Annotated in this window: 15 protein-coding genes; 10 read left to right on the forward strand and 5 right to left on the reverse strand. The window is 64.8% G+C overall.

All coding sequences use genetic code 11. From position 1 onward, the window contains the following. Positions 1-56: 56 nt before the first annotated feature. From RFM98_RS04075 to RFM98_RS04090, 4 genes are all read left to right on the forward strand, one after another. The gene (locus tag RFM98_RS04075; RefSeq protein ID WP_320307634.1) at positions 57-1,499 is read left to right on the forward strand and encodes a methylmalonyl-CoA mutase subunit beta; all 1,443 of its coding nucleotides are present in this window, start codon (positions 57-59) and stop codon (positions 1,497-1,499) included. Next, positions 1,496-3,616, forward strand: coding sequence for a methylmalonyl-CoA mutase (gene scpA, locus RFM98_RS04080; RefSeq protein WP_320307635.1), 2,121 nt, complete (start codon positions 1,496-1,498; stop codon positions 3,614-3,616). The genes RFM98_RS04075 and scpA overlap by 4 nt, the downstream gene beginning before the upstream one ends. Positions 3,617-3,687: 71 nt before the next feature. Then, positions 3,688-3,918, forward strand: a complete 231-nt coding sequence (locus RFM98_RS04085) for an AbrB/MazE/SpoVT family DNA-binding domain-containing protein (protein ID WP_320307636.1) — start codon at positions 3,688-3,690, stop codon at positions 3,916-3,918. Further along, positions 3,915-4,301 (forward strand): type II toxin-antitoxin system death-on-curing family toxin, encoded by a 387-nt coding sequence (locus RFM98_RS04090; RefSeq protein ID WP_320307637.1) that lies wholly within the window; start codon positions 3,915-3,917, stop codon positions 4,299-4,301. Before RFM98_RS04085 ends, RFM98_RS04090 begins: the two co-directional genes overlap by 4 nt. Here RFM98_RS04090 and greA read toward each other — a convergent pair. Next, the gene (greA, locus tag RFM98_RS04095; RefSeq protein WP_320307638.1) at positions 4,298-4,780 is read right to left on the reverse strand and encodes a transcription elongation factor GreA; all 483 of its coding nucleotides are present in this window, start codon (positions 4,778-4,780) and stop codon (positions 4,298-4,300) included. The genes RFM98_RS04090 and greA overlap by 4 nt on opposite strands. Positions 4,781-4,886: 106 nt before the next feature. Between greA and RFM98_RS04100 the strand changes: the two genes are divergently transcribed. Beyond that, positions 4,887-6,263 (forward strand): TIGR03808 family TAT-translocated repetitive protein, encoded by a 1,377-nt coding sequence (locus RFM98_RS04100; RefSeq protein ID WP_320307639.1) that lies wholly within the window; start codon positions 4,887-4,889, stop codon positions 6,261-6,263. A gap of 92 nt (positions 6,264-6,355) precedes the next feature. On the opposite strand, the gene RFM98_RS04105 is transcribed toward RFM98_RS04100, so the two are convergent. The 3 genes from RFM98_RS04105 to RFM98_RS04115 all read right to left on the reverse strand — a co-directional run bounded on the left by RFM98_RS04105 (position 6,356) and on the right by RFM98_RS04115 (position 9,491). After that, positions 6,356-7,168, reverse strand: coding sequence for a class I SAM-dependent methyltransferase (locus RFM98_RS04105; protein ID WP_320307640.1), 813 nt, complete (start codon positions 7,166-7,168; stop codon positions 6,356-6,358). Between the two features lie 95 nt (positions 7,169-7,263). Then, a complete protein-coding gene (locus RFM98_RS04110) occupies positions 7,264-8,268 on the reverse strand; it encodes an asparaginase (protein ID WP_320307641.1) in 1,005 nt (334 codons plus the stop codon). A 56-nt stretch (positions 8,269-8,324) separates the two neighbouring features. Beyond that, positions 8,325-9,491, reverse strand: a complete 1,167-nt coding sequence (locus RFM98_RS04115; RefSeq protein WP_320307642.1) for an acetyl-CoA acetyltransferase — start codon at positions 9,489-9,491, stop codon at positions 8,325-8,327. 332 nt (positions 9,492-9,823) lie between these two features. On the opposite strand from RFM98_RS04115, the gene betI reads away from it, so the two are divergent. Genes betI through betB form a run of 5 tightly spaced genes read left to right on the forward strand, consistent with a single transcriptional unit; the run spans position 9,824 to position 16,099 of the window. Further along, entirely contained in the window at positions 9,824-10,414 is a 591-nt protein-coding gene (gene betI / locus RFM98_RS04120; protein WP_320307643.1) for a choline-binding transcriptional repressor BetI, read from the forward strand. Continuing rightward, the gene (betC, locus tag RFM98_RS04125) at positions 10,411-11,940 is read left to right on the forward strand and encodes a choline-sulfatase (protein ID WP_320307644.1); all 1,530 of its coding nucleotides are present in this window, start codon (positions 10,411-10,413) and stop codon (positions 11,938-11,940) included. The genes betI and betC overlap by 4 nt, the downstream gene beginning before the upstream one ends. After that, positions 11,937-12,941: a threonine/serine dehydratase family protein gene (locus RFM98_RS04130; RefSeq protein WP_320307645.1), complete on the forward strand. Its 1,005-nt coding sequence runs from the start codon at positions 11,937-11,939 to the stop codon at positions 12,939-12,941. Before betC ends, RFM98_RS04130 begins: the two co-directional genes overlap by 4 nt. Next, complete coding sequence (gene betA / locus RFM98_RS04135) at positions 12,934-14,586, forward strand: choline dehydrogenase (RefSeq protein WP_320307646.1); 1,653 nt, start codon at positions 12,934-12,936, stop codon at positions 14,584-14,586. The genes RFM98_RS04130 and betA overlap by 8 nt, the downstream gene beginning before the upstream one ends. A gap of 49 nt (positions 14,587-14,635) precedes the next feature. Next, positions 14,636-16,099: a betaine-aldehyde dehydrogenase gene (gene betB, locus RFM98_RS04140; protein WP_320307647.1), complete on the forward strand. Its 1,464-nt coding sequence runs from the start codon at positions 14,636-14,638 to the stop codon at positions 16,097-16,099. Positions 16,100-16,337: 238 nt separating this feature from the next. Here the strand turns inward: betB and RFM98_RS04145 are convergent, their stop codons facing one another. Next, a complete protein-coding gene (locus RFM98_RS04145; protein ID WP_320307648.1) occupies positions 16,338-18,575 on the reverse strand; it encodes an AGE family epimerase/isomerase in 2,238 nt (745 codons plus the stop codon). Between the last annotated feature and the right edge of the window lie 31 nt (positions 18,576-18,606).

The following is an 18,606-nucleotide window of genomic DNA, read 5'->3' on the forward strand; positions in this document are numbered from 1 at the left end:
TTCCTGACCCTAGATTGGCTGGACCCGGCTGATGCGGCCGAGAAGCGAGGAGAGCGATGAGCGCCGGCGCCTTGACCAGGGATGTCGACCTTCCGAACCCGGACGCCAAGCGTTGGCAGACGCTGGCGGAAAAGGCGCTTGCCGGCGGTTCCTTCGAGGAAAAGCTGGTTTCGCACACCGATGACGGCATCCGCATCGAACCGCTCAGCCAACGCTCGACGACCGCCGAGCCGTTGCCGCGCACAAATCCGACCGCGCCGTGGATCGTCAGCCAGCGTGTCGACGACCCCGATATCGTCCGGGCCAGCGCGCAAGCCCTGGAAGACATCGCTCGAGGCGCCACCGGCCTATCGCTGGTCTTCGAGGCTGCGCCGAACGCCTTCGGCTACGGCCTGCCACGCACCGCGGAAGCGCTGGAAACGGTGCTCGACGGCGTGCCGCTCAACCACGTGCAGGTGCGCATCGACGCGCACCCGTGGAGCCGCGCCGTGGCCGACTGGCTGCTCGCTTTCTTGAGCCGCCGCCGCTCCGATCCGACCAAGCTCAACCTCTCCTTCGGCATCGACCCGGCGGCGATCTTCGCCGGAACCGGGCGGCTGCGCACCTCGATCGAGGCGCTGCAGGAATCGATGCCGCAGTCGCTGGCGCATTTCTTCTCGATGGGCGTGCCGGGCGTTCTGCTCGAGGCCGACGGCCGCGTCTTCCACAATGCCGGCGCCACCGAGGCGCAGGAACTCGGCACGATGACGGCCTCGGCCGTGTCCTATCTCAGGATGTTCGAGAAGGCGCGCCAGCCGCTGATCTATGCTGCACCGTATATCGGCTTTGCGCTCAGCGTCGACCAGGACCAGTTCCTGTCGATGGCCAAGGTGCGGGCATTGCGCAAGCTGTGGGCACGCATCCAGGAGGCCTGCTCGATCCCGGCATCGACCGCGAGCATCCATGCCGAGACCTCCTACCGCATGATGACGATGGCCGACCCGGAGACCAACATTTTGCGCACGGCGATCGCGGCCTTCGCGGCCGCAACCGGCGGTGCCGATTCGATCTCGATCCTGCCGCACACGATCGCGCACGGGCTGCCGGCCGGCTTTGCCCGCCGCGTAGCCCGCAACGCCCAGCTGATCATGGCCGAGGAGAGCCATGTCGGCCTTGTCGCCGACCCGGCCGGCGGTTCGGGCGCGGTCGAGACGCTGACCAACGATCTTTGCGCTGCTGCCTGGGAGGAATTCCAGCGCATCGAGGCCGAGGGCGGCGTGCTCAACAGCTTGCAGCAGGGCTATATCCAGAACCGCGTGCAGACCGCCGCCGCCAAGCGCAACGGCGCTTACCGATCCGGCGAACGCGGCATTGTCGGCACGACTCTCTATCGCGTGCCGAACGAGCGGCCGGTCGAGACACTGCCGCAGGAGCGGCGGCCGGCGCTGACGGAGGGCGTGGCGACCTGCGAGCCGCTGTTTCCGGTGCGCATCGATCAGTCGATCGGAGCCGGTTCATGATCCCGGATTTCAGCCAGATCGGCTGGTCGGCGCCGCGTCGAGTGCCGGTCGAGCTCAAGGGCCAGCGGATGACGCCCGAAGGCATCGCCGTAAAGCACCTCTATACGCAGGGCGACCTCAAGGGGCTTGCCAATCTCGACACCTATCCGGGCATGCCGCCGTTCGTGCGCGGGCCCTACCCCACCATGTATGTCCAGCAGCCCTGGACGATCCGGCAATATGCCGGCTTCTCGACGGCGGAGGAATCCAACGCCTTCTACCGGCGCAATCTCGCCGCCGGCCAGAAAGGACTGTCGGTCGCCTTCGATCTTGCCACCCATCGCGGCTATGACAGCGACCATCCGCGCGTCGCCGGCGATGTCGGCATGGCCGGCGTGGCGATCGATTCCATCCTCGACATGCGCCAGCTTTTCGACGGCATTCCGCTCAACGAGATGACGGTGTCGATGACGATGAACGGCGCGGTGCTGCCGATCATGGCTCTGTACATCGTGGCGGCCGAGGAACAGGGCGTTGCCGAGAAGGATCTGGCCGGAACCATTCAGAACGACATCCTGAAGGAGTTCATGGTCCGCAACACCTACATCTATCCGCCGAAACCTTCGATGCGGATCGTGTCGGACATTTTCGCCTACACCTCCAAGCATATGCCGAAGTTCAATTCGATCTCGATCTCCGGCTACCACATGCAGGAAGCCGGTGCGACGGCCGACCTCGAGCTTGCCTACACCATTGCCGACGGCATCGAATATGCGCGCGCCGGCGTTGCGGGAGGCCTCGACATCGACCGTTTCGCGCCGCGCCTTTCGTTCTTCTGGGCGATCGGCATGAATTTCTTCATGGAGGTCGCCAAGCTCCGCGCCGCGCGGCTGCTGTGGTCGAGCTTGATGCAGAAGAATTTCGCGCCGAAGGACGAGCGCTCGCTGTCGCTGCGCACCCATTGCCAGACCTCCGGCTGGTCGCTGACGGCGCAAGACCCCTACAACAACATCACCCGCACAATGATCGAGGCGATGGCGGCGACGCAGGGGCACACGCAGTCGCTGCACACCAATTCCTTCGATGAGGCGATGGCGCTGCCGACCGACCATTCGGCGCGGATAGCCCGCAACACGCAGCTCATCCTGCAGAAGGAATCCGGCACCACGCGCATGATCGATCCGTGGGGCGGCTCGGCCTATGTCGAGCGGCTGACGCATGATCTGGCGATGCGCGCGCTGGCCCATATCGAGGAGGTGGAGAGCCTCGGCGGCATGGCGGCGGCGATCGAGAAAGGCATTCCCAAGCTGCGCATCGAGGAAGCGGCCGCCCGCACCCAGGCGCGCATCGATTCCGGCGAGCAGGTGCTGGTCGGCGTCAACGCGCATAGGCCTCGGACCGATATCGAGGTCGATGTGCTGAAGATCGACAATGCCGAGGTGAAGGCGAGACAACTGGCGAAGCTGCAGCGGCTCAAAGGCACGCGCGACGTCGCGGCCCTGGAGGACGCGCTGGCGGCACTGACCCGTGCGGCCGAAGGCGGCGAGAACCTGCTCGAATTCGCGATCCGCGCGGCGCGCGCCAACGCAACCGTCGGCGAGATTTCGCTGGCGCTGGAAAAAGTGTTCGGCCGCCACACGACGGCTGTGCAAACGATCTCCGGCGTCTATCGCGACGCGCTCGGCGACAATCCGGCGGTCGATCGGCTCCAGGAGAAGATCGAGGCGTTCGAAAAGAAGTCCGGCGGCAAGCCGCGCATCCTGGTCGCCAAGATGGGACAGGACGGACACGACCGCGGACAGAAGGTGATCGCCAGCGCCTTTGCCGATCTGGGTTTCGACGTCACCGTAGGACCGATGTTCCAGACGCCGGACGAGATCGCAAGGCTGGCGGTGCAGCACGATGTCGACATCATCGGCGCCTCCTCTTTAGCCGCCGGGCATCTGACGCTCATCCCCGAGCTCAAGGACGCGCTGAAGAAGCTCGGCCATGGCGACATGCTGATCGTCGCCGGCGGCGTTATCCCGCCGCAGGATTATGACGCAGTGCTGGAAGCGGGAGCGGCGGAGATTTTCCCGCCGGGCACGGTTATCCCGGAGGCGGCGAACCGGCTTATGGATCGGTTGCTGGCCAATTAAGCGACGTTATAATCCTTGTTGCAACATTCGACAAATACGTTATAATCGGTGTTGCAACAGGATGTTTCATCATGAACACCACTATTCGCAAAATCGGTAATTCCGATGGCCTGATCCTGCCGAAAGAACTCCTCGATAGGTTGAATCTGAGGACAGGCGACAATGTCGTCGTCGTTCAAGATGGTCAGGAACTTCGCGTGCGCCGCCTTGAGGACTCCGCGGAAGAGTTTGAGCGCAAGATGAAGATCGCACGCGAGCGGATGAAGAAGTACGAGGTAGCCTATCGCGCGCTCGCGAAATGACCGAGCATCATTCGCGAGAGTTCATCGAGGCGATGCATGCCGAGCAGTTACGCCTTCACGGCGGTGCTTCGGGAATCCGCGATGAAGGCATGCTGGAGTCGGCACTCGCTCGCCCGCCGCAGAAGGAGAACTACGGCGCGCCGGATCTTTGTGAACTCGCGGCAGCCTATCTCTTCGGCATCGCGAAGAACCACCCTTTCGTTGATGGCGACAAACGTACCGCCTTTGCCGCCGCCGACTTATTTCTCTATTTCAACGGGTTAAGCGTCGAAGCCGGGCAGGAGGAGATCATCCAACTGGTGATGATGGTTGCCGCCGGTGAGATCGACGAGATTGGTGCCGCCGCTTTCTTCCGCGACCATGTCGTCAAGCTTGAAGACTAATTCTCGGCCTTGTCCGAGAGCTTGACGATCTCCCATTCCTTGCCATTCACAGCGGCTACATCACCGACCTTCTTGCCGAACAGCGCCAAAGCCATCGGCGAGACGTGGGAAATCGAGCCCTTGGACGGATCGGCCTCGTCCTCGCCGACGATGCGCCAATGCACCTTCTTGCCGTCGTCGCCCTCCAGCGTGACGCCCATGCCGAAGCGCACCACGTCGCTGCCGGGTTCCGGCACCGAAAGCTCGGCGTTCTCGCGCCGCGCGGTCCAGTAGCGCAGGTCGCGAGAAACCACCGCGATGCGCTCGCGGTCGCCCTTCCTTTCGGCCTTGGCAAGTATGTCGCGCAGCTCGGCCAGATTATCCTCGATCATCGCGAGGCCGCGCTCCGTCACCAGATTGCGGTGCGTGCTGACTGGACGTTCGCCGACGCCGGCAATGGCGTTTTCGCTGTCTTCTTCGCGCGTGAAAGCTCTGCTCATGCGGTGAACTTAGGCTTGGCGAGGCGACTGCACAAGCGGTTTGCCGATGAGCCCGCCTTGGCACGATTCCTGCGACGGACAGGGCGAAATCCTAGGACCTGTGCCGATGTTGAACAGACGAACGCTGCTTGCCCAGACCGCAGGCCTTGCCGTCGCCGGCCTCTTCGCCGGCAAGGCATCGGCGAAGACGCTGCCGGGTATCGAGATGGCCGCGATGCGCGGCTCGATCAACGCCACCGAGGTCGGCGTGCAACCGGGCGCGGTCGACGACCAGAGCAAGGCTTTCGCCAAGCTGCTCGCCGAAGCCAGCGACCGCGACCAGCCGGTATTCCTGCCGCCCGGTACCTATCTCATCTCAAACCTCAAGCTGCCCGCCCGCGTGCGGCTGTCGGGCGTGCCCGGCGCGACGCGCATCGTCTATGGCGGCAACGGCCATCTGATGATGGCCGAACAGGCCGAGCATATTGAGCTCAGCGGGCTGGTGCTCGACGGCGCCAACCGCTGGCTCGCCGACTACACGCAAGGGCTGCTGGATCTGCGCCGCGTCGCCCATCTCGTCATCGACAATTGCCAGGTGACCGGCAGCGGCAAGAACGGGCTGGCGCTCGAGCATGCCGTCGGCCGTGTCGGCCGTTCCGATATCTCGGGGGCGGCGGATGCCGGCATCTATTCGGTCGAGGCCGGCGGCATGGAGATTTCAGGCAACACCGTATCCGATTGCGCCAATGGCGGCATCCTCGTGCATCGCTGGCAGGCGGCGGAGGACGGCACCATCGTCAGCGGCAATCGCGTCCAGCGCATCGGCGCGCGGAGCGGCGGCACGGGCCAGAACGGCAACGGCATCAACGCCTTCCGCGCCGGCAATGTGATCATCTCGGGCAATGTCGTCTCCGACTGCGCCTTCACCGCGGTCCGCGCCAACAGTTCCAGCAACCTGCAGATCACCGGCAACACCTGCTCGCGATCGGGCGAAACCGGGATCTATTCGGAATTCTCCTTCGAAGGCGCGATCCTCAGCAACAATCTGGTCGACGGCGCCGCCAACGGTATCTCGATCGTCAACTTCAACGAAGGCGGTCGCATGGCGGTCTGCTCGAACAACATCGTGCGCAACCTCTCGACGACCGGCCCATACACCGCCGATCCGCCGGGCTTCGGCGTCGGCATCAGCGCCGAGGCAGATACGACGGTCTGCGGCAACGTCGTCGAGAACGCGCCGCTCTACGGCATGCAGCTTGGCTGGGGGCCGTATCTGCGCAATGTCGTGGCGACGGGAAATATCATACGCCAGGCAGGCACCGGCATTGTCGTTTCGGTCGTCGAAGGTTCAGGCACCGCGGTCATCTCGGACAATGTCATCGACGGCGCAAAAAACGGTGCCATTATCGGCCAGCGCTGGGCCGATCCGGTAACGGGCGATCTCGCCAAATCAAGCGATACCGGCTACGCGCATCTGACCGTCGAGCGAAACAAGGTGAGCTAGAGCATTTTGCAGCCAAGCGGAATCGCTGGGCGTCGCACAAATGCGGCTAAAACAAAGAGATAGTGCGGTTCGCCGTGAAACGGTGAAACGCTCTAGGCCGCAGCCACGATAATGTGTGCCTGGATCTTGGCGGCAACCTCGCCGCTGCCATGTCTGTCGGCGATCACGGATTCGGCGTAGTCGGTTGCGGCTTCAAGCTTTTCCGGATCCCGGGCCTCGATCTCGTTGCGAAGCAGGGTTCCCTGACAATAGGCAACGGCTGGAACACGCGGCGAGGATGCGCGGCTCTGCTCGGCTCTCGTCTCGATGGCCACATCGGCGAACCCGGCGACCTCTAGATCGCTGCGGATCAGCGCCTTGTCGTGGTAGCCATGCGGCGTGCGCGCCAGGAAACGCGGCGGATCGCGCGGGAAAATGCTGGCGAGAGCATTCGTCACGTCGTCGGCGAATATATTCTCCTCGATGCGATCCCAGACGCTGAACAGGAAATGTCCGCCGGGCCTCAGGACCCGCTTTGCCTCGCGATAGGCAGCGGAGCGGTCGGGAAAGAACATTGCGCCGAACTGACAGCAGACGAGGTCGAAGGCGCCATCGGCGAATGGCAGCTTCAGGGCATCAGCTTGGCGCCATGTTATGCGGCTGTCGGGACCCTGGCGCGAAGCCGCATAGTCGAGCATCGGCTGGTTGAGGTCGGTTACCGTGTAGCTCGCGCCCGGAGAGAGTTTCGGCGCCAGGGCGCGGGTGACGGCCCCGGTGCCCGCGGCTGTTTCCAAGACGGCGACGGGTGATAAAGACGCCACCCGCCGTGCGGTCTCCGTGGCATAGGCCTCGAAAATCAACGGCACCATATGGCGATCGTAGTTTTCCGGGATCGACCCGGCAAACACCTTGTCCGCTTCCAGCATGGCTACCCACCGTCTGTTCAATGGTGGGGAGATTAGCACACAATCTTTTGTCTTGGTTCACCCGCACGGCAGATGCGCGTCGGTGAGCCGTCGCGCTAGTTGAGCGCCGCCGTCGGCCGCAGCAAGCCGACCTTGGCGCCGACGCGGCTTTCGATTGCGGGACGGGCAAGTTCGGTAAGCTTTGCCGCAAGCGCCTCATCGCCGCGCAGCAGCTTTGCCAGCACCGCGGCGATCATCACCTCCGCCGCCCTGCCGGCGCCGTCATCGCATTTCAAGGCGATGCCGAGGCCAAGTCCGGGCAATGCCGCGCAATAGACGCCTTCTGCGCCGGTCTTGACGAAGATGCGGCCGGGCGCGGCCTGCATCAGCGCGACATCGGCCTTGCCGGTGCCGGCGACGAGAAACGGTTCGGCCATGCAGGCCGAAAGCAGCCGCTTCGCCGCCTTGGCGCGTTCGGGCGAAAAGCCCCTGCCCGTCGCCATGCGGGCAAAGCCCCGCGCGAAGCTCTTCAACGGCACGGCATAGGTGGGGATCGAGCAACCGTCGGTGCCGCAATGGTCGACGTCATGTGCCGCGCCTGTCACGGATTGCATCGCATCACGCACCATCTCCTGCAGCGCATGGCCGGCCTTGACATAGCCACCGTGGGAAATGCCGGCGTGGACGCAGGTGCAAAGGAAGCCGGAATGCTTGCCGGAGCAGTTGTTGTGGAAAGCGTTGGGCACGCCGCCGGCGCGGGCGAGCGCGATGGTCGCATCGTGGCTCGAGGGCCAGTGCGCGCCGCATTCCAGTGCTTTTCTGTCGAGCCCCGCCTTGGCGAGCATCGCCGTGGCCAATTCGACATGCGCCGGCTCGCCCGAATGCGAGGCGCAGGCCAGCGCCAGTTCGCGATTGCCGAAGCCATAGGCCTCGGCAGCCCCCGATTCGACCAGCGGCAGCGCCTGGATTGCCTTCACCGCGGAGCGTGGGAATACCGGGCGATCCGCATCGCCGATCTCAAGGACAGGCTTGCCGTCGGCGTCGAAGACGGAAACGGCGCCGCGGTGCGCGCTTTCGACCACCGCGCCGCGTGTGACTTCGACCAGAACCGGATTTGTCATGCTGCCTCCCCGCACGCGCGCGCCCAAGCGTGCGCCGCTTTAAATGCGGGCCGCTTCTAGCGAATCCTGTCGAGAATGGAAACGTAATTGGCTACCGCCGCGCCACCCATGTTGAAGATGCCGCCGAGCTTTGCGCCTGGCACCTGGATGCCGCCGGCTTCGCCGGTCAACTGCATGGCGGTGAGCACATGCATCGAGACGCCGGTAGCGCCGATCGGGTGACCCTTGGCCTTCAGGCCGCCGGACGGATTGACCGGCAGGCGGCCGTCCTTGGCCGTCGTGCCATCCAATGCCAGCCTGGCGCCCTCGCCGGGCTTGGCCAGACCCATCGCCTCATATTCGATCAATTCGGCAATGGTGAAGCAGTCATGCGTCTCGACGAAGGAAAGATCGTCGAGCGTCACGCCGGCCTTTTTCAGCGCTTGCTCCCAGGCGCGCTCGCAGCCTTCGAAGGAAAGGATGTCGCGCTTCGACATCGGCAGAAAATCCTGGACATGCTCGTTGGCGCGGAAGGTGACGGCACGGCGCATCTTCAGCGCAGTCGCGGTGTCGGTGAGCACAAGTGCGGCGGCGCCATCCGAGACCAGCGAGCAATCGGTGCGCTTCAGCGGACCGGCGACGAACGGGTTCTTCTCGCTTTCCTGGCGGCAGAACTCGTAGCCGAAATCCTTGCGCAGCTGGGCATAGGGATTGTCGACGCCGTTCTTGTGGTTCTTGGCGGCGATCATGGCGAGCGCGTCGGACTGGTCGCCATAGCGCTGGAAATAGGCCTGCGCGATCTTGCCGAAGACGCCGGCAAAGCCGGCCGGCGTGTCGCCATCCTCGGGCAGATAAGACGCCTTGAGCAGGTTCTTGCCGATCTCAGGACCGGGCGTGGTCGTCATCTGCTCGGCGCCGACCACCAGCACGATGCGGGCGGCGTTGGCATCGATGGCGCGGATGCCTTGCCTGACGGCAGCCGAGCCGGTGGCGCAGGCGTTCTCGACGCGCGTCGCCGGCTTGAAGCGCAGCCGGTCATCGGCCTGCAGCACGAGGCTCGCGGTGAAATCCTGCGGCGAGAAGCCGGCGTTGAAATGGCCGAGCACGATCTCGTCGACATCGTCCGGACCGATGCCGGCATGGTCGAGCGCCTCGACGGCAACCTTGGTGATCAAGCCCTCCAGCGTCTCGCCTTCGAGCTTGCCGAAGCGCGAATGCGCCCAGCCGACGATGCATGCGGTCATAACAGCCTCCATTTGCCGCCGAGCCTAGCGTATGTTGATCTTCAGGTGATGCCGGCCTGCGAATGGCGCTTTCCTGCGCTTCCGGTGCTCACGTACTGAAGTACGCTCCGCTCCGGTTCTCGAAAATTGCCACTCTCGGCGCGGCCTGACCTGAACCTCGACACACGCTAGCACGTCTTGGTCGCGGCTCGCGATTCAATATTGTTCAACAGTGAACCGTTTTCCAGCCCATGGCATGGGCCAGAGCCACAGGATCGGTTGATCCGGGTGTCGATTTTTTGTTGATTGATGCGTCAATAAAAAATAATCTGCCGTCAAACCGGATCCCCAAAATGCCGAAAATCGGAATGGAGCCAGTGCGCCGCAGGGCGCTGATCGACGCGACGATCTCGGCGATCGGCGAGCGCGGATCGCTGGACGTGACGATGTCGGAGATCGCCGGCCGCGCCGGCGTGTCGTCGGCATTGGCGCATCACTATTTCGGCGCCAAGGACGAGCTGCTGTTCGCGACGATGCGGCACATCCTGGCCGAGCTCAACACCGACACAAGGCGCGCGTTCGGCCTTGCCATCACGCCGCGCCAGCGCGTCTCGGCCGTCGTTGCCGTCAGCTTCTCCGACGCCCAGTTCCAGCCTCAGATCATCGCCGCCTGGCTCGCCTTCTATGTCGAAGCGCAGAAGTCCTCCGACCTGCGGCGGCTGCTGCGCATCTATGCGCGGCGGCTGCATTCCAACCTGATGAGCGGCCTGACCGGTATCCTGCCGAAGACCCAGGCCGACCGCGTCGCGGAGGCGACCGCGGCGCTTATCGACGGGCTCTATATCCGCCGTGCGCTGAAGGACGGGGTGCCCGACGCGCAGACCGCGATCGCGCTCGTCGAGGATTATCTCGAAACCAAGCTCAATGGACGGAGCCTGCCTTGACCACCCGGCGACCCAATTTCCTGATCGTCATGGTCGATCAGCTCAACGGCACGCTGTTCCCCGATGGACCAGCCGACTTCCTGCATACGCCGCATCTGAAGGCGCTCGCCGCCCGCTCGGCGCGCTTTGCCAACAACTACACAGCCTCGCCGCTCTGCGCGCCCGGCCGGGCTTCCTTCATGAGCGGTCAGTTGCCGTCGCGAACGGGAGTCTATGACAACGCCGCCGAGTTCGTTTCCTCGATCCCGACCTTCGCCCATCACCTGCGCGGCGCCGGCTACTACACCTGCCTGTCCGGCAAGATGCATTTCGTCGGACCGGACCAGTTGCACGGTTTCGAGGAGCGACTGACCACCGACATCTATCCCGCCGATTTCGGCTGGACGCCGGACTATCGCAAGCCTGGCGAGCGCATCGACTGGTGGTACCACAATCTGGGTTCGGTCACCGGCGCCGGCGTCGCCGAGACCACCAACCAGATGGAGTATGACGACGAGGTCGTGTTCCTGGCCACGCAGAAGCTCTACCAGCTGTCCCGCGAACAGGACGACGCGAGCCGGCGGCCCTGGTGCCTCACCGTCTCGCTGTCACACCCGCACGACCCCTATGTCGCGCGCAAGCAGTATTGGGACCTCTATGAGCACTGCCAGGCGCTGGACCCGGAGACCGGGTTCATTGCGCATGACGAGCAGGACACGCATTCGCAACGGCTCTACCACGCCAGCGACTATCAATCCTTCGAGATCACGCCTGAACAGGTGCGCCGTTCGCGGCGCGGCTATTTCGCCAACATTTCCTATGTCGACGACAAGCTCGGCGAGTTGCTGGACGTTCTCGGGCGCACGCGCATGCTCGACGACACGGTCATCCTGTTCTGTTCGGATCATGGCGACATGCTCGGCGAGCGGGGTCTGTGGTTCAAGATGAGCTTCTTCGAGGGTTCCGTGCGCGTGCCGCTGATGATCGCGGGCAAGGGCATGCCGACAGGCCTCATCGAGGCACCGGTTTCCAATCTCGATGTGACGCCGACGCTGTGCGATCTCGCCGGCATCGACATCGCGGCGATCGCGCCGTGGACGGACGGCCAGTCGCTGCTGCCGTTGCTCGACGGCAAGGCGCGCACCGCGCCGGTGTTGATCGAGTATGCAGCCGAAGGCTCGTATGCACCGCTGGTCGCGATCCGCGACGGCAAATACAAATTCGTCCATTGCGAACTCGACCCGCCACAGCTGTTCGATCTCGAAGCAGATCCGCTCGAGCGCGACAACCTCGCCGACGACCCGGCGAACGCTGCTTTGGTCGCGAGGTTCATAGGCAAGGTCAGGGCACGCTGGGACATGGCGGCTCTCGACGCCGCCGTGCGCGAGAGCCAGGCTCGCCGCTGGGTCGTCTACCGGGCGCTGCGCAACGGCGCCTACTACCCGTGGGATTTTCAGCCACTGCAGAAGGCGTCGGAGCGCTACATGCGCAACCACATGAACCTCGACAATCTCGAAGAGAGCAAACGGTATCCGAGAGGCGAATGATGGCAGACGTTCTTGTTCCTACCCTCGATCACCTGAAACAGGCCTATGCCGTCACCTCGACGGCCACGCAGGTGACGCCACTGCTGGAGTCGGCGGCGCTCGCCCGGGAGACCGGTGCTGCGCGCGTCTTCGTCAAGCCGGAGTCGCTGCAATGGGCCGGATCCTTCAAGGTGCGCGGCGCCTATTGGCGGCTGAACCGGCTGTCGCCGGATGACGCGAAAAAGGGCGTGGTGGCCTATTCCTCCGGCAATTTCGCGCAAGGCCTCGCCGCCGCGGGCCAGGCGCTGGGTATTCCAGTCACCATCGTCATGCCGATCGACGCGCCAGCCGCCAAGCGCGATGCCACCGCCGGTTACGGCGCGCGGGTGGTGCTGACCGATCATGGCGATCGCGCCCGTGAGGAGGTCGCCGCCGCCAAGGCGCGCGAGATCGCCGAGACCGAGCAAATCACCCTGCTCCATCCCTTCGACGATCCCGAGATCGTCGCCGGCCAGGCCGGCGCCGGGCTGGAAGCGCTCGACCAACTGGCAGCGAAGAAGGCGCATGCCGACCTGGTGTTCTGCTCGGTCGGCGGCGGCGGGCTGATCGGCGGCGTCTCGCTCGCCTTCCACTATCTGTCGCCAAAGACCAAGATCATCGCCGTCGAACCGGAGGGTTTCAACGGCATGGGCTCGTCTCTGGCGCATGGCGCCATCGAGACGATGCCGATCGGACCGAAATCGATCTGCGACGGCCTGATGGCGCGCAAGCCCGGCAACGCGCCCTTCGCGGCGGTGAGTGCCGCAGGCGTCCGCGGCGTCACCGTCGACGATACCTCGGTGCGGCGTGCAATGAAGATCGCGTTCGAGCGCATGAAGCTGGTGCTGGAGCCCTCGGGCGCGGCATCGCTGGCGGCGCTGCTCGGCGGCAAGGTGGATGTGAAGGACAAAACCGTCCTCGTGGTTGCAACCGGCGGCAATGTCTCGCTCGCCGATTTTATGGCGCATATGAACAATGCTTGAAGCGGATTTCGTCATCATCGGCTCCGGCTCCGCCGGCTCGGCCATGGCCTACCGGCTGTCGGAAGACGGCAAGCACTCGGTGATCGTCATCGAGTTCGGCGGCACCGATATGGGGCCGCTGATCCAGATGCCGTCCGCGCTGTCGATCCCGCTCAACATGAGCCTCTACGACTGGGGTTTTGCCAGCGAGCCCGAGCCGCATCTTGGCGGCCGCGTGCTTGCCACCCCGCGCGGCAAGGTGGTCGGCGGCTCCTCCTCGATCAACGGCATGGTCTATGTGCGCGGCCACGCGCATGACTTCGACCACTGGGCCGAACAGGGCGCTGCCGGCTGGAGCTTTGCCGACGTGCTCCCCTATTTCAAGCGCATGGAAGATTCCGACGGCGGCGAGGATGGCTGGCGGGGCAAAAGCGGGCCGCTGCATGTGCAGCGCGGCACGCGGAAAAATCCGCTCTACGGCGCCTTCGTCGAGGCGGGACGCCAGGCCGGGTTCGAACTCACCGACGACTATAATGGAGCGAAGCAGGAAGGCTTCGGGCCGATGGAGCAGACCATTCTGGGCGGCCGCCGCTGGTCGGCGGCTAATGCCTATCTCAGGCCGGCTCTCAAACGCAAGAATGTCAGCCTGCTCAAGGGTTTCGCCCGGCGCGTGGTGATCGAGAATCAACGCGCCGTCGGCGTCGAGATCGAAGCTGATAAAAAGATTCAGGTCGTTAAGGCGCGGCGTGAGGTGATCGTCGCGGCATCGTCGATCAATTCGCCGAAGATCCTGATGCTGTCCGGCATCGGCCCCGGCGCGCATCTCAAGGAAAACGGCATTCAAGTGGTCGCCGACCGGCCGGGCGTCGGCGCCAACCTGCAGGACCATCTGGAGCTCTACATCCAGCAGGAAGCCACCAAGCCGATCACGCTGAACTCGGTGCTCAATCCGTTCTCCAAGGCGTTGATCGGCGCGCAGTGGCTGTTCTTCAAGACCGGGCTTGGCGCCACCAACCATTTCGAGGCGGCGGCCTTCGTGCGCTCGCAGGCCGGCGTCGACTATCCCGATATCCAGTATCACTTCATCCCCGCGGCGGTGCGCTATGACGGCAAGGCGGCGGCGAAGTCGCATGGCTTCCAGGCGCATGTCGGGCCGATGCGCTCGAAGTCGCGCGGCTCGGTGACGCTGCGCTCGCCCGACGCGCGCGCCAAGCCGGTGATCCGCTTCAACTATATGTCGCATCCGGACGACTGGAGCGAGTTCCGCCACTGCATCCGGCTGACGCGCGAGATTTTTGGCCAGAAGGCCTTCGACGGCTTTCGCGGCAAGGAGATTTCGCCGGGCAGCCACGTGCAATCGGACGACGAGCTCGACGCCTTCATCCGCGACCACGCAGAGAGCGCCTACCATCCTTGCGGCACCTGCAGGATGGGCCGCGCCGACGATCCGACCGCCGTCGTCGATCCGGAATGCCGGGTGATCGGTGTCGAGGGCCTGCGCGTCGCCGACTCCTCGATCTTCCCGCGGGTGACCAACGGCAACCTCAACGCGCCCTCGATCATGACCGGCGAGAAGGCTTCCGACCACATCCTCGGCCGCTCGCCGCTGGCGCCATCCAACCAGGAACCCTGGATCAATCCGCGCTGGCAGGTGGCGGACCGATAGGGCATTGTCGGACAAATCGCCCGCTCGGCAAACAGATCTGGAGAAAGCCATGCGCGCCCAGCCAACGGCATCGCATTATGTCAACGGCCGCTACATCGAGGATGAAGGCGGCGCGCCGCTGCCGGTGATCTATCCGGCGACTGGCGAGACCATTGCCACGCTGCATGCGGCGACGCCGAACGTGCTGGAGCTCGCCATCGAAGCGGCACGCGCCGCGCAGCCGGCCTGGGCAAGGCTGAAGCCGGTCGAGCGCGGCCGCATCCTGCGCCGCGCCGCCGACATTCTTCGCGCCCGCAATGCCGATCTCGCCCGCATCGAGACGCTCGATACGGGCAAGGCGATTCAGGAGACATTGGTGGCGGATGCGCCTTCGGCCGCCGACTGCCTCGAATATTTCGCCGGCGCAGTCGCCGCCTTCAACGGCGAGATGATCGATCTCGGCGGACCCTTCGCCTACACGCGGCGGGAGCCGCTCGGCGTCTGTGTCGGCATCGGCGCCTGGAACTATCCGATCCAGATCGCCGGCTGGAAGTCGGCGCCGGCTTTAGCCATGGGCAATGCCATGGTGTTCAAGCCGTCGGAGAACACGCCGCTTTCGGCCCTGGCGCTGGCCGAGATCTACAGCGAAGCAGGTTTGCCCGATGGCCTGTTCAACGTCGTGCAGGGCTATGGCGATGTCGGCGCCGGTCTCGTCGGCCACGATGTCGTGGCAAAAGTCTCGGTGACCGGCTCGGTGCCGACCGGCCGCAAGGTGCTGTCGCTTGCCGGCTCGAAGATGAAGCACGCGACGATGGAACTCGGCGGCAAGTCGCCGCTCATCGTCTTCGACGACGCCGATCTCGAAAACGCCATCGGCGGCGCCATGCTCGGCAACTTTTACTCCAGCGGCCAGATCTGCTCCAACGGCACGCGCGTCTTCGTGCAGAAGGGCTTGCATGACCGCTTCGTCGAGCGGCTGGTCGAGCGCACTAAGAAAATCCGCATCGGCGATCCGCTCGATCCGGAAACGCAGATGGGGCCGCTGGTCAACAAGGCGCAGCAGGAGAAGGTCGTCTCCTACATCGAAGCCGGCCAGCAGGACGGCGCGAGCCTCGCCTGCGGCGGCAACGTGCCGTCGCTGCAGGGGTTCGAGGGCGGCTTCTTCATCGAGCCGACGGTGTTCACCGGCGTCACTGACGGGATGCGGATCGCGCGCGAGGAGATTTTCGGACCGGTGATGAGCGTGCTCAAATTCGACGGCGAGGACGAGGTGATCGAGCGCGCCAACGACACCGAGTTCGGGCTCGCGGCCGGCGTGTTCACGCGCGACCTGTCGCGCGCGCACCGCGTGATCGCCGAGTTGCAGGCCGGCACCTGCTGGATCAACGCCTATAATCTGACGCCGGTGGAAATGCCCTTCGGCGGCGTCAAGCAGTCCGGCATCGGCCGCGAGAACTCGCTTGCGGCGCTGGCGCATTACTCGCAGCTGAAGGCGGTTTATGTCGAGACGGGGGATGTCGCGGCGCCCTACTGAGCGATTGGCGGTTGGCGAAAGCGGTCGTGACATCTGATCTCCCCCCTTGCGGGGGAGACGGCCGGCAGGCCAGAGGGGGGTGTGAAGGATCGCTGACCTCCGGTCTGATCCGTTCATCCGATATGGGTGGTGATCATGGCTATGCTGAGATGTCGGCGGGACAGCACCCCCCTCTGCCCTGCCGGGCATCTCCCCCGCAAGGGGGGAGATCGGCAGCTTCAGCGTCGCCCGCTACCCCTCACCCCATCCCCGCCGTCCCGTCCAGATACTGAGTCAACGCATAGACCAGATGGTAGAAGATGCTGGCGGGCACCTCCGTCGCCAGTGAGCGGCCGCGCTCGTCGATGCGGTCGATCCACAGGCCGAGCGGCGCCGGGTCGATGTGCCAGCGGAACAGGCGGCCGACGCGCGCCTCGATCTCGGGCTTGAGGTCCGGCCCGCCCGAGCCGTCGAGCGCGATCGCCGCCTTGATCGCCTCGGCTTGCGGCCAGCTTCGCGAGACCGTGTCGAGCGGCAGGCCTTGGCGCGAGACGGCACCATAGGCGAGGCCGGTGGCGCGGTTGAGGCCGTTGGCAATGGCCGAGGCATAGAGCTTGCGGGCGAACGCGGTGAGTTCGCCCTGGCCGCTGCGGGCGGCGAAATCGACCAGCAGCGAGGCCCATTCGAAATGATGGCCGGGCTCGGTCCAGGTCCCCTTCTCGCCCGCCGCCGGCTTCCAGCCTTCATCGAAATATTCGCCGAGCGTCCAGCTCTCGGGATCGAAGAAATGACTGCGGAAGAGGTCGATGATGCGTGCCGCGCGGCGCAGATAGGCGCGCTCGCCCGTCGCCTTGTGCCAGGCGAGAAAGGCCTCGAGCAGATGCATATGCGGGTTGGAGCGCCGCTCGCCTGCACCGTCCGAAGTTTCGAGGAAGCCGGTCATGCGCATGTCCTCGAGATGGGCATCGAGGAAGGCGAAGGTTTCCTCGCCCAGCCGTAAGGCGTCGGGATGACCAGACATATGAGCGTGCGCCAGCGCCAGAAGCACGCAGGAATGGTCGTAGGCGTCCTCGACCGGATCGGCCACCGAGCCGTCGATGTTGAGCGTGCGCACCCAGCCGCCGCGGTCGGTGCGGCCCTGACCCGCCATGAAGTCGATGCCGTGCGCGATCAGCCGGTCCGCCGGACCGTCCCAGCCGCGCTCCTTGGCGACCGCGAAGGCATAGACCTGGCGCGCCTGCGTGCGCATCCGCTTGGGTTTCATCAACGGCGCGGCATCGAAGCCGAGCGCCTCGTGGAACCCGCCATAGTGCTCGTCAACGCCCCACGTCGACCACAGCGGTAGCGTCTCCTCGAACAGCCAGTGGCGCACGCGCCGCCGCCAGGCGCCGCTCTCGATGACGCGGTCATGCGCCGGCGTGAACCTCGTCTCCAGCCGGCCGGATTTCTCCAGCTGCTCGACGATCTTCTTGACGTGCTGGCTGTGGCTGACCGGGGCGACGAAGGTGGCGTCGGCTGTGGAGACGATGGCGACGTCCTTCATGCCGATCGCCGACAGCAGGCGACCGTCGCCGCGGATATAGGAGTTCTCGCAATCGATGGCGACGACATCGCCGAGGATGACATTGCCGTCCTTGTCGGACGGTCCGACATCGAGCAGTGACTGCCAGGAGCCGAGGTCGTTCCAGCGGAAACCGGCGGGCACCATGGCGATATCCTTCGCGCGTTCCATGATGGCGTAGTCGATCGAGGTCGACGGGATCGCGGAATAGAGTTCCAGCGGCATATAGAGGCCCGAAAGATCGCTGGTTGACGCCTTGTAGGCGGCCTCGGTCGCCTGCCAGATCCTTGGCTCGAAGGCGGCGAATGCGTCGCGCATGGCACCGGCCCGGAACAGGAAGATGCCCGTGTTCCAGTAGAAACTGCCGGCCTCGAGATAGGTCTGCGCGGTGGCGAGATCGGGTTTCTCGACAAAGCGCGAGACATCGAAAACGCCGTTCCTGTCGGCTCCGACCTCGATATAGCCGTAGCCGGTCTCGGGCTGAGTAGGCTTGAGGCCGAACACCACGAGACGGCCGGCATTTGCCGCGGCCGCGCCCGCCTCGATGCTTTGCCAGAACTGACCAGTTGTCGATATCTCGTGATCTGACGGCACCACCAGCACCAGTTCATCGCCGAATTCGGAAAGCGCGCGCAGGCTGGCCAGTGCCACGGCGGCAGCCGTGTTGCGCCCGGTCGGCTCGAACAGCGGCCCCCCGCCGGCAAGATCGATACCGGCAAGGTCGGCATGCACACGCTCGGCATGGCGCTCGGAGGCAATGAGAAAGATCGGCGTGTCGCCCTTCGGCCGCGCCGCCAGCCGGCGCAAGGTCTTTGCCAGCATCGAACCGTCGCCGGAAAAATCATGGAACTGCTTGGGATTGTCCTCGCGCGATAATGGCCACAGCCGCGAGCCGACACCGCCGCTCATGACGAAACTAACGATGCGCTGGTTCATTAGGTCCTGTGCTCGGAGTTGATGGGCAAGC

Source organism: Mesorhizobium australafricanum (genome assembly GCF_033977265.1).
GTDB lineage: Bacteria > Pseudomonadota > Alphaproteobacteria > Rhizobiales > Rhizobiaceae > Mesorhizobium > Mesorhizobium australafricanum.

Excerpts from the sequence above, each read along its gene's own strand:
- betA (WP_320307646.1), top strand. The coding sequence starts at position 12,934 with ATGCTTGAAGCGGATTTCGTCATCATCGGCTCCGGCTCCGCCGGCTCG.
- RFM98_RS04130 (WP_320307645.1), top strand. The coding sequence starts at position 11,937 with ATGATGGCAGACGTTCTTGTTCCTACCCTCGATCACCTGAAACAGGCC.
- betB (WP_320307647.1), top strand. The coding sequence starts at position 14,636 with ATGCGCGCCCAGCCAACGGCATCGCATTATGTCAACGGCCGCTACATC.
- RFM98_RS04105 (WP_320307640.1), bottom strand. The coding sequence starts at position 7,168 with ATGCTGGAAGCGGACAAGGTGTTTGCCGGGTCGATCCCGGAAAACTAC.
- RFM98_RS04100 (WP_320307639.1), top strand. The coding sequence starts at position 4,887 with ATGTTGAACAGACGAACGCTGCTTGCCCAGACCGCAGGCCTTGCCGTC.
- RFM98_RS04090 (WP_320307637.1), top strand. The coding sequence starts at position 3,915 with ATGACCGAGCATCATTCGCGAGAGTTCATCGAGGCGATGCATGCCGAG.
- RFM98_RS04075 (WP_320307634.1), top strand. The coding sequence starts at position 57 with ATGAGCGCCGGCGCCTTGACCAGGGATGTCGACCTTCCGAACCCGGAC.
- RFM98_RS04110 (WP_320307641.1), bottom strand. The coding sequence starts at position 8,268 with ATGACAAATCCGGTTCTGGTCGAAGTCACACGCGGCGCGGTGGTCGAA.
- betI (WP_320307643.1), top strand. The coding sequence starts at position 9,824 with ATGCCGAAAATCGGAATGGAGCCAGTGCGCCGCAGGGCGCTGATCGAC.
- greA (WP_320307638.1), bottom strand. The coding sequence starts at position 4,780 with ATGAGCAGAGCTTTCACGCGCGAAGAAGACAGCGAAAACGCCATTGCC.
- RFM98_RS04145 (WP_320307648.1), bottom strand. The coding sequence starts at position 18,575 with ATGAACCAGCGCATCGTTAGTTTCGTCATGAGCGGCGGTGTCGGCTCG.
- RFM98_RS04085 (WP_320307636.1), top strand. The coding sequence starts at position 3,688 with ATGAACACCACTATTCGCAAAATCGGTAATTCCGATGGCCTGATCCTG.
- scpA (WP_320307635.1), top strand. The coding sequence starts at position 1,496 with ATGATCCCGGATTTCAGCCAGATCGGCTGGTCGGCGCCGCGTCGAGTG.
- RFM98_RS04115 (WP_320307642.1), bottom strand. The coding sequence starts at position 9,491 with ATGACCGCATGCATCGTCGGCTGGGCGCATTCGCGCTTCGGCAAGCTC.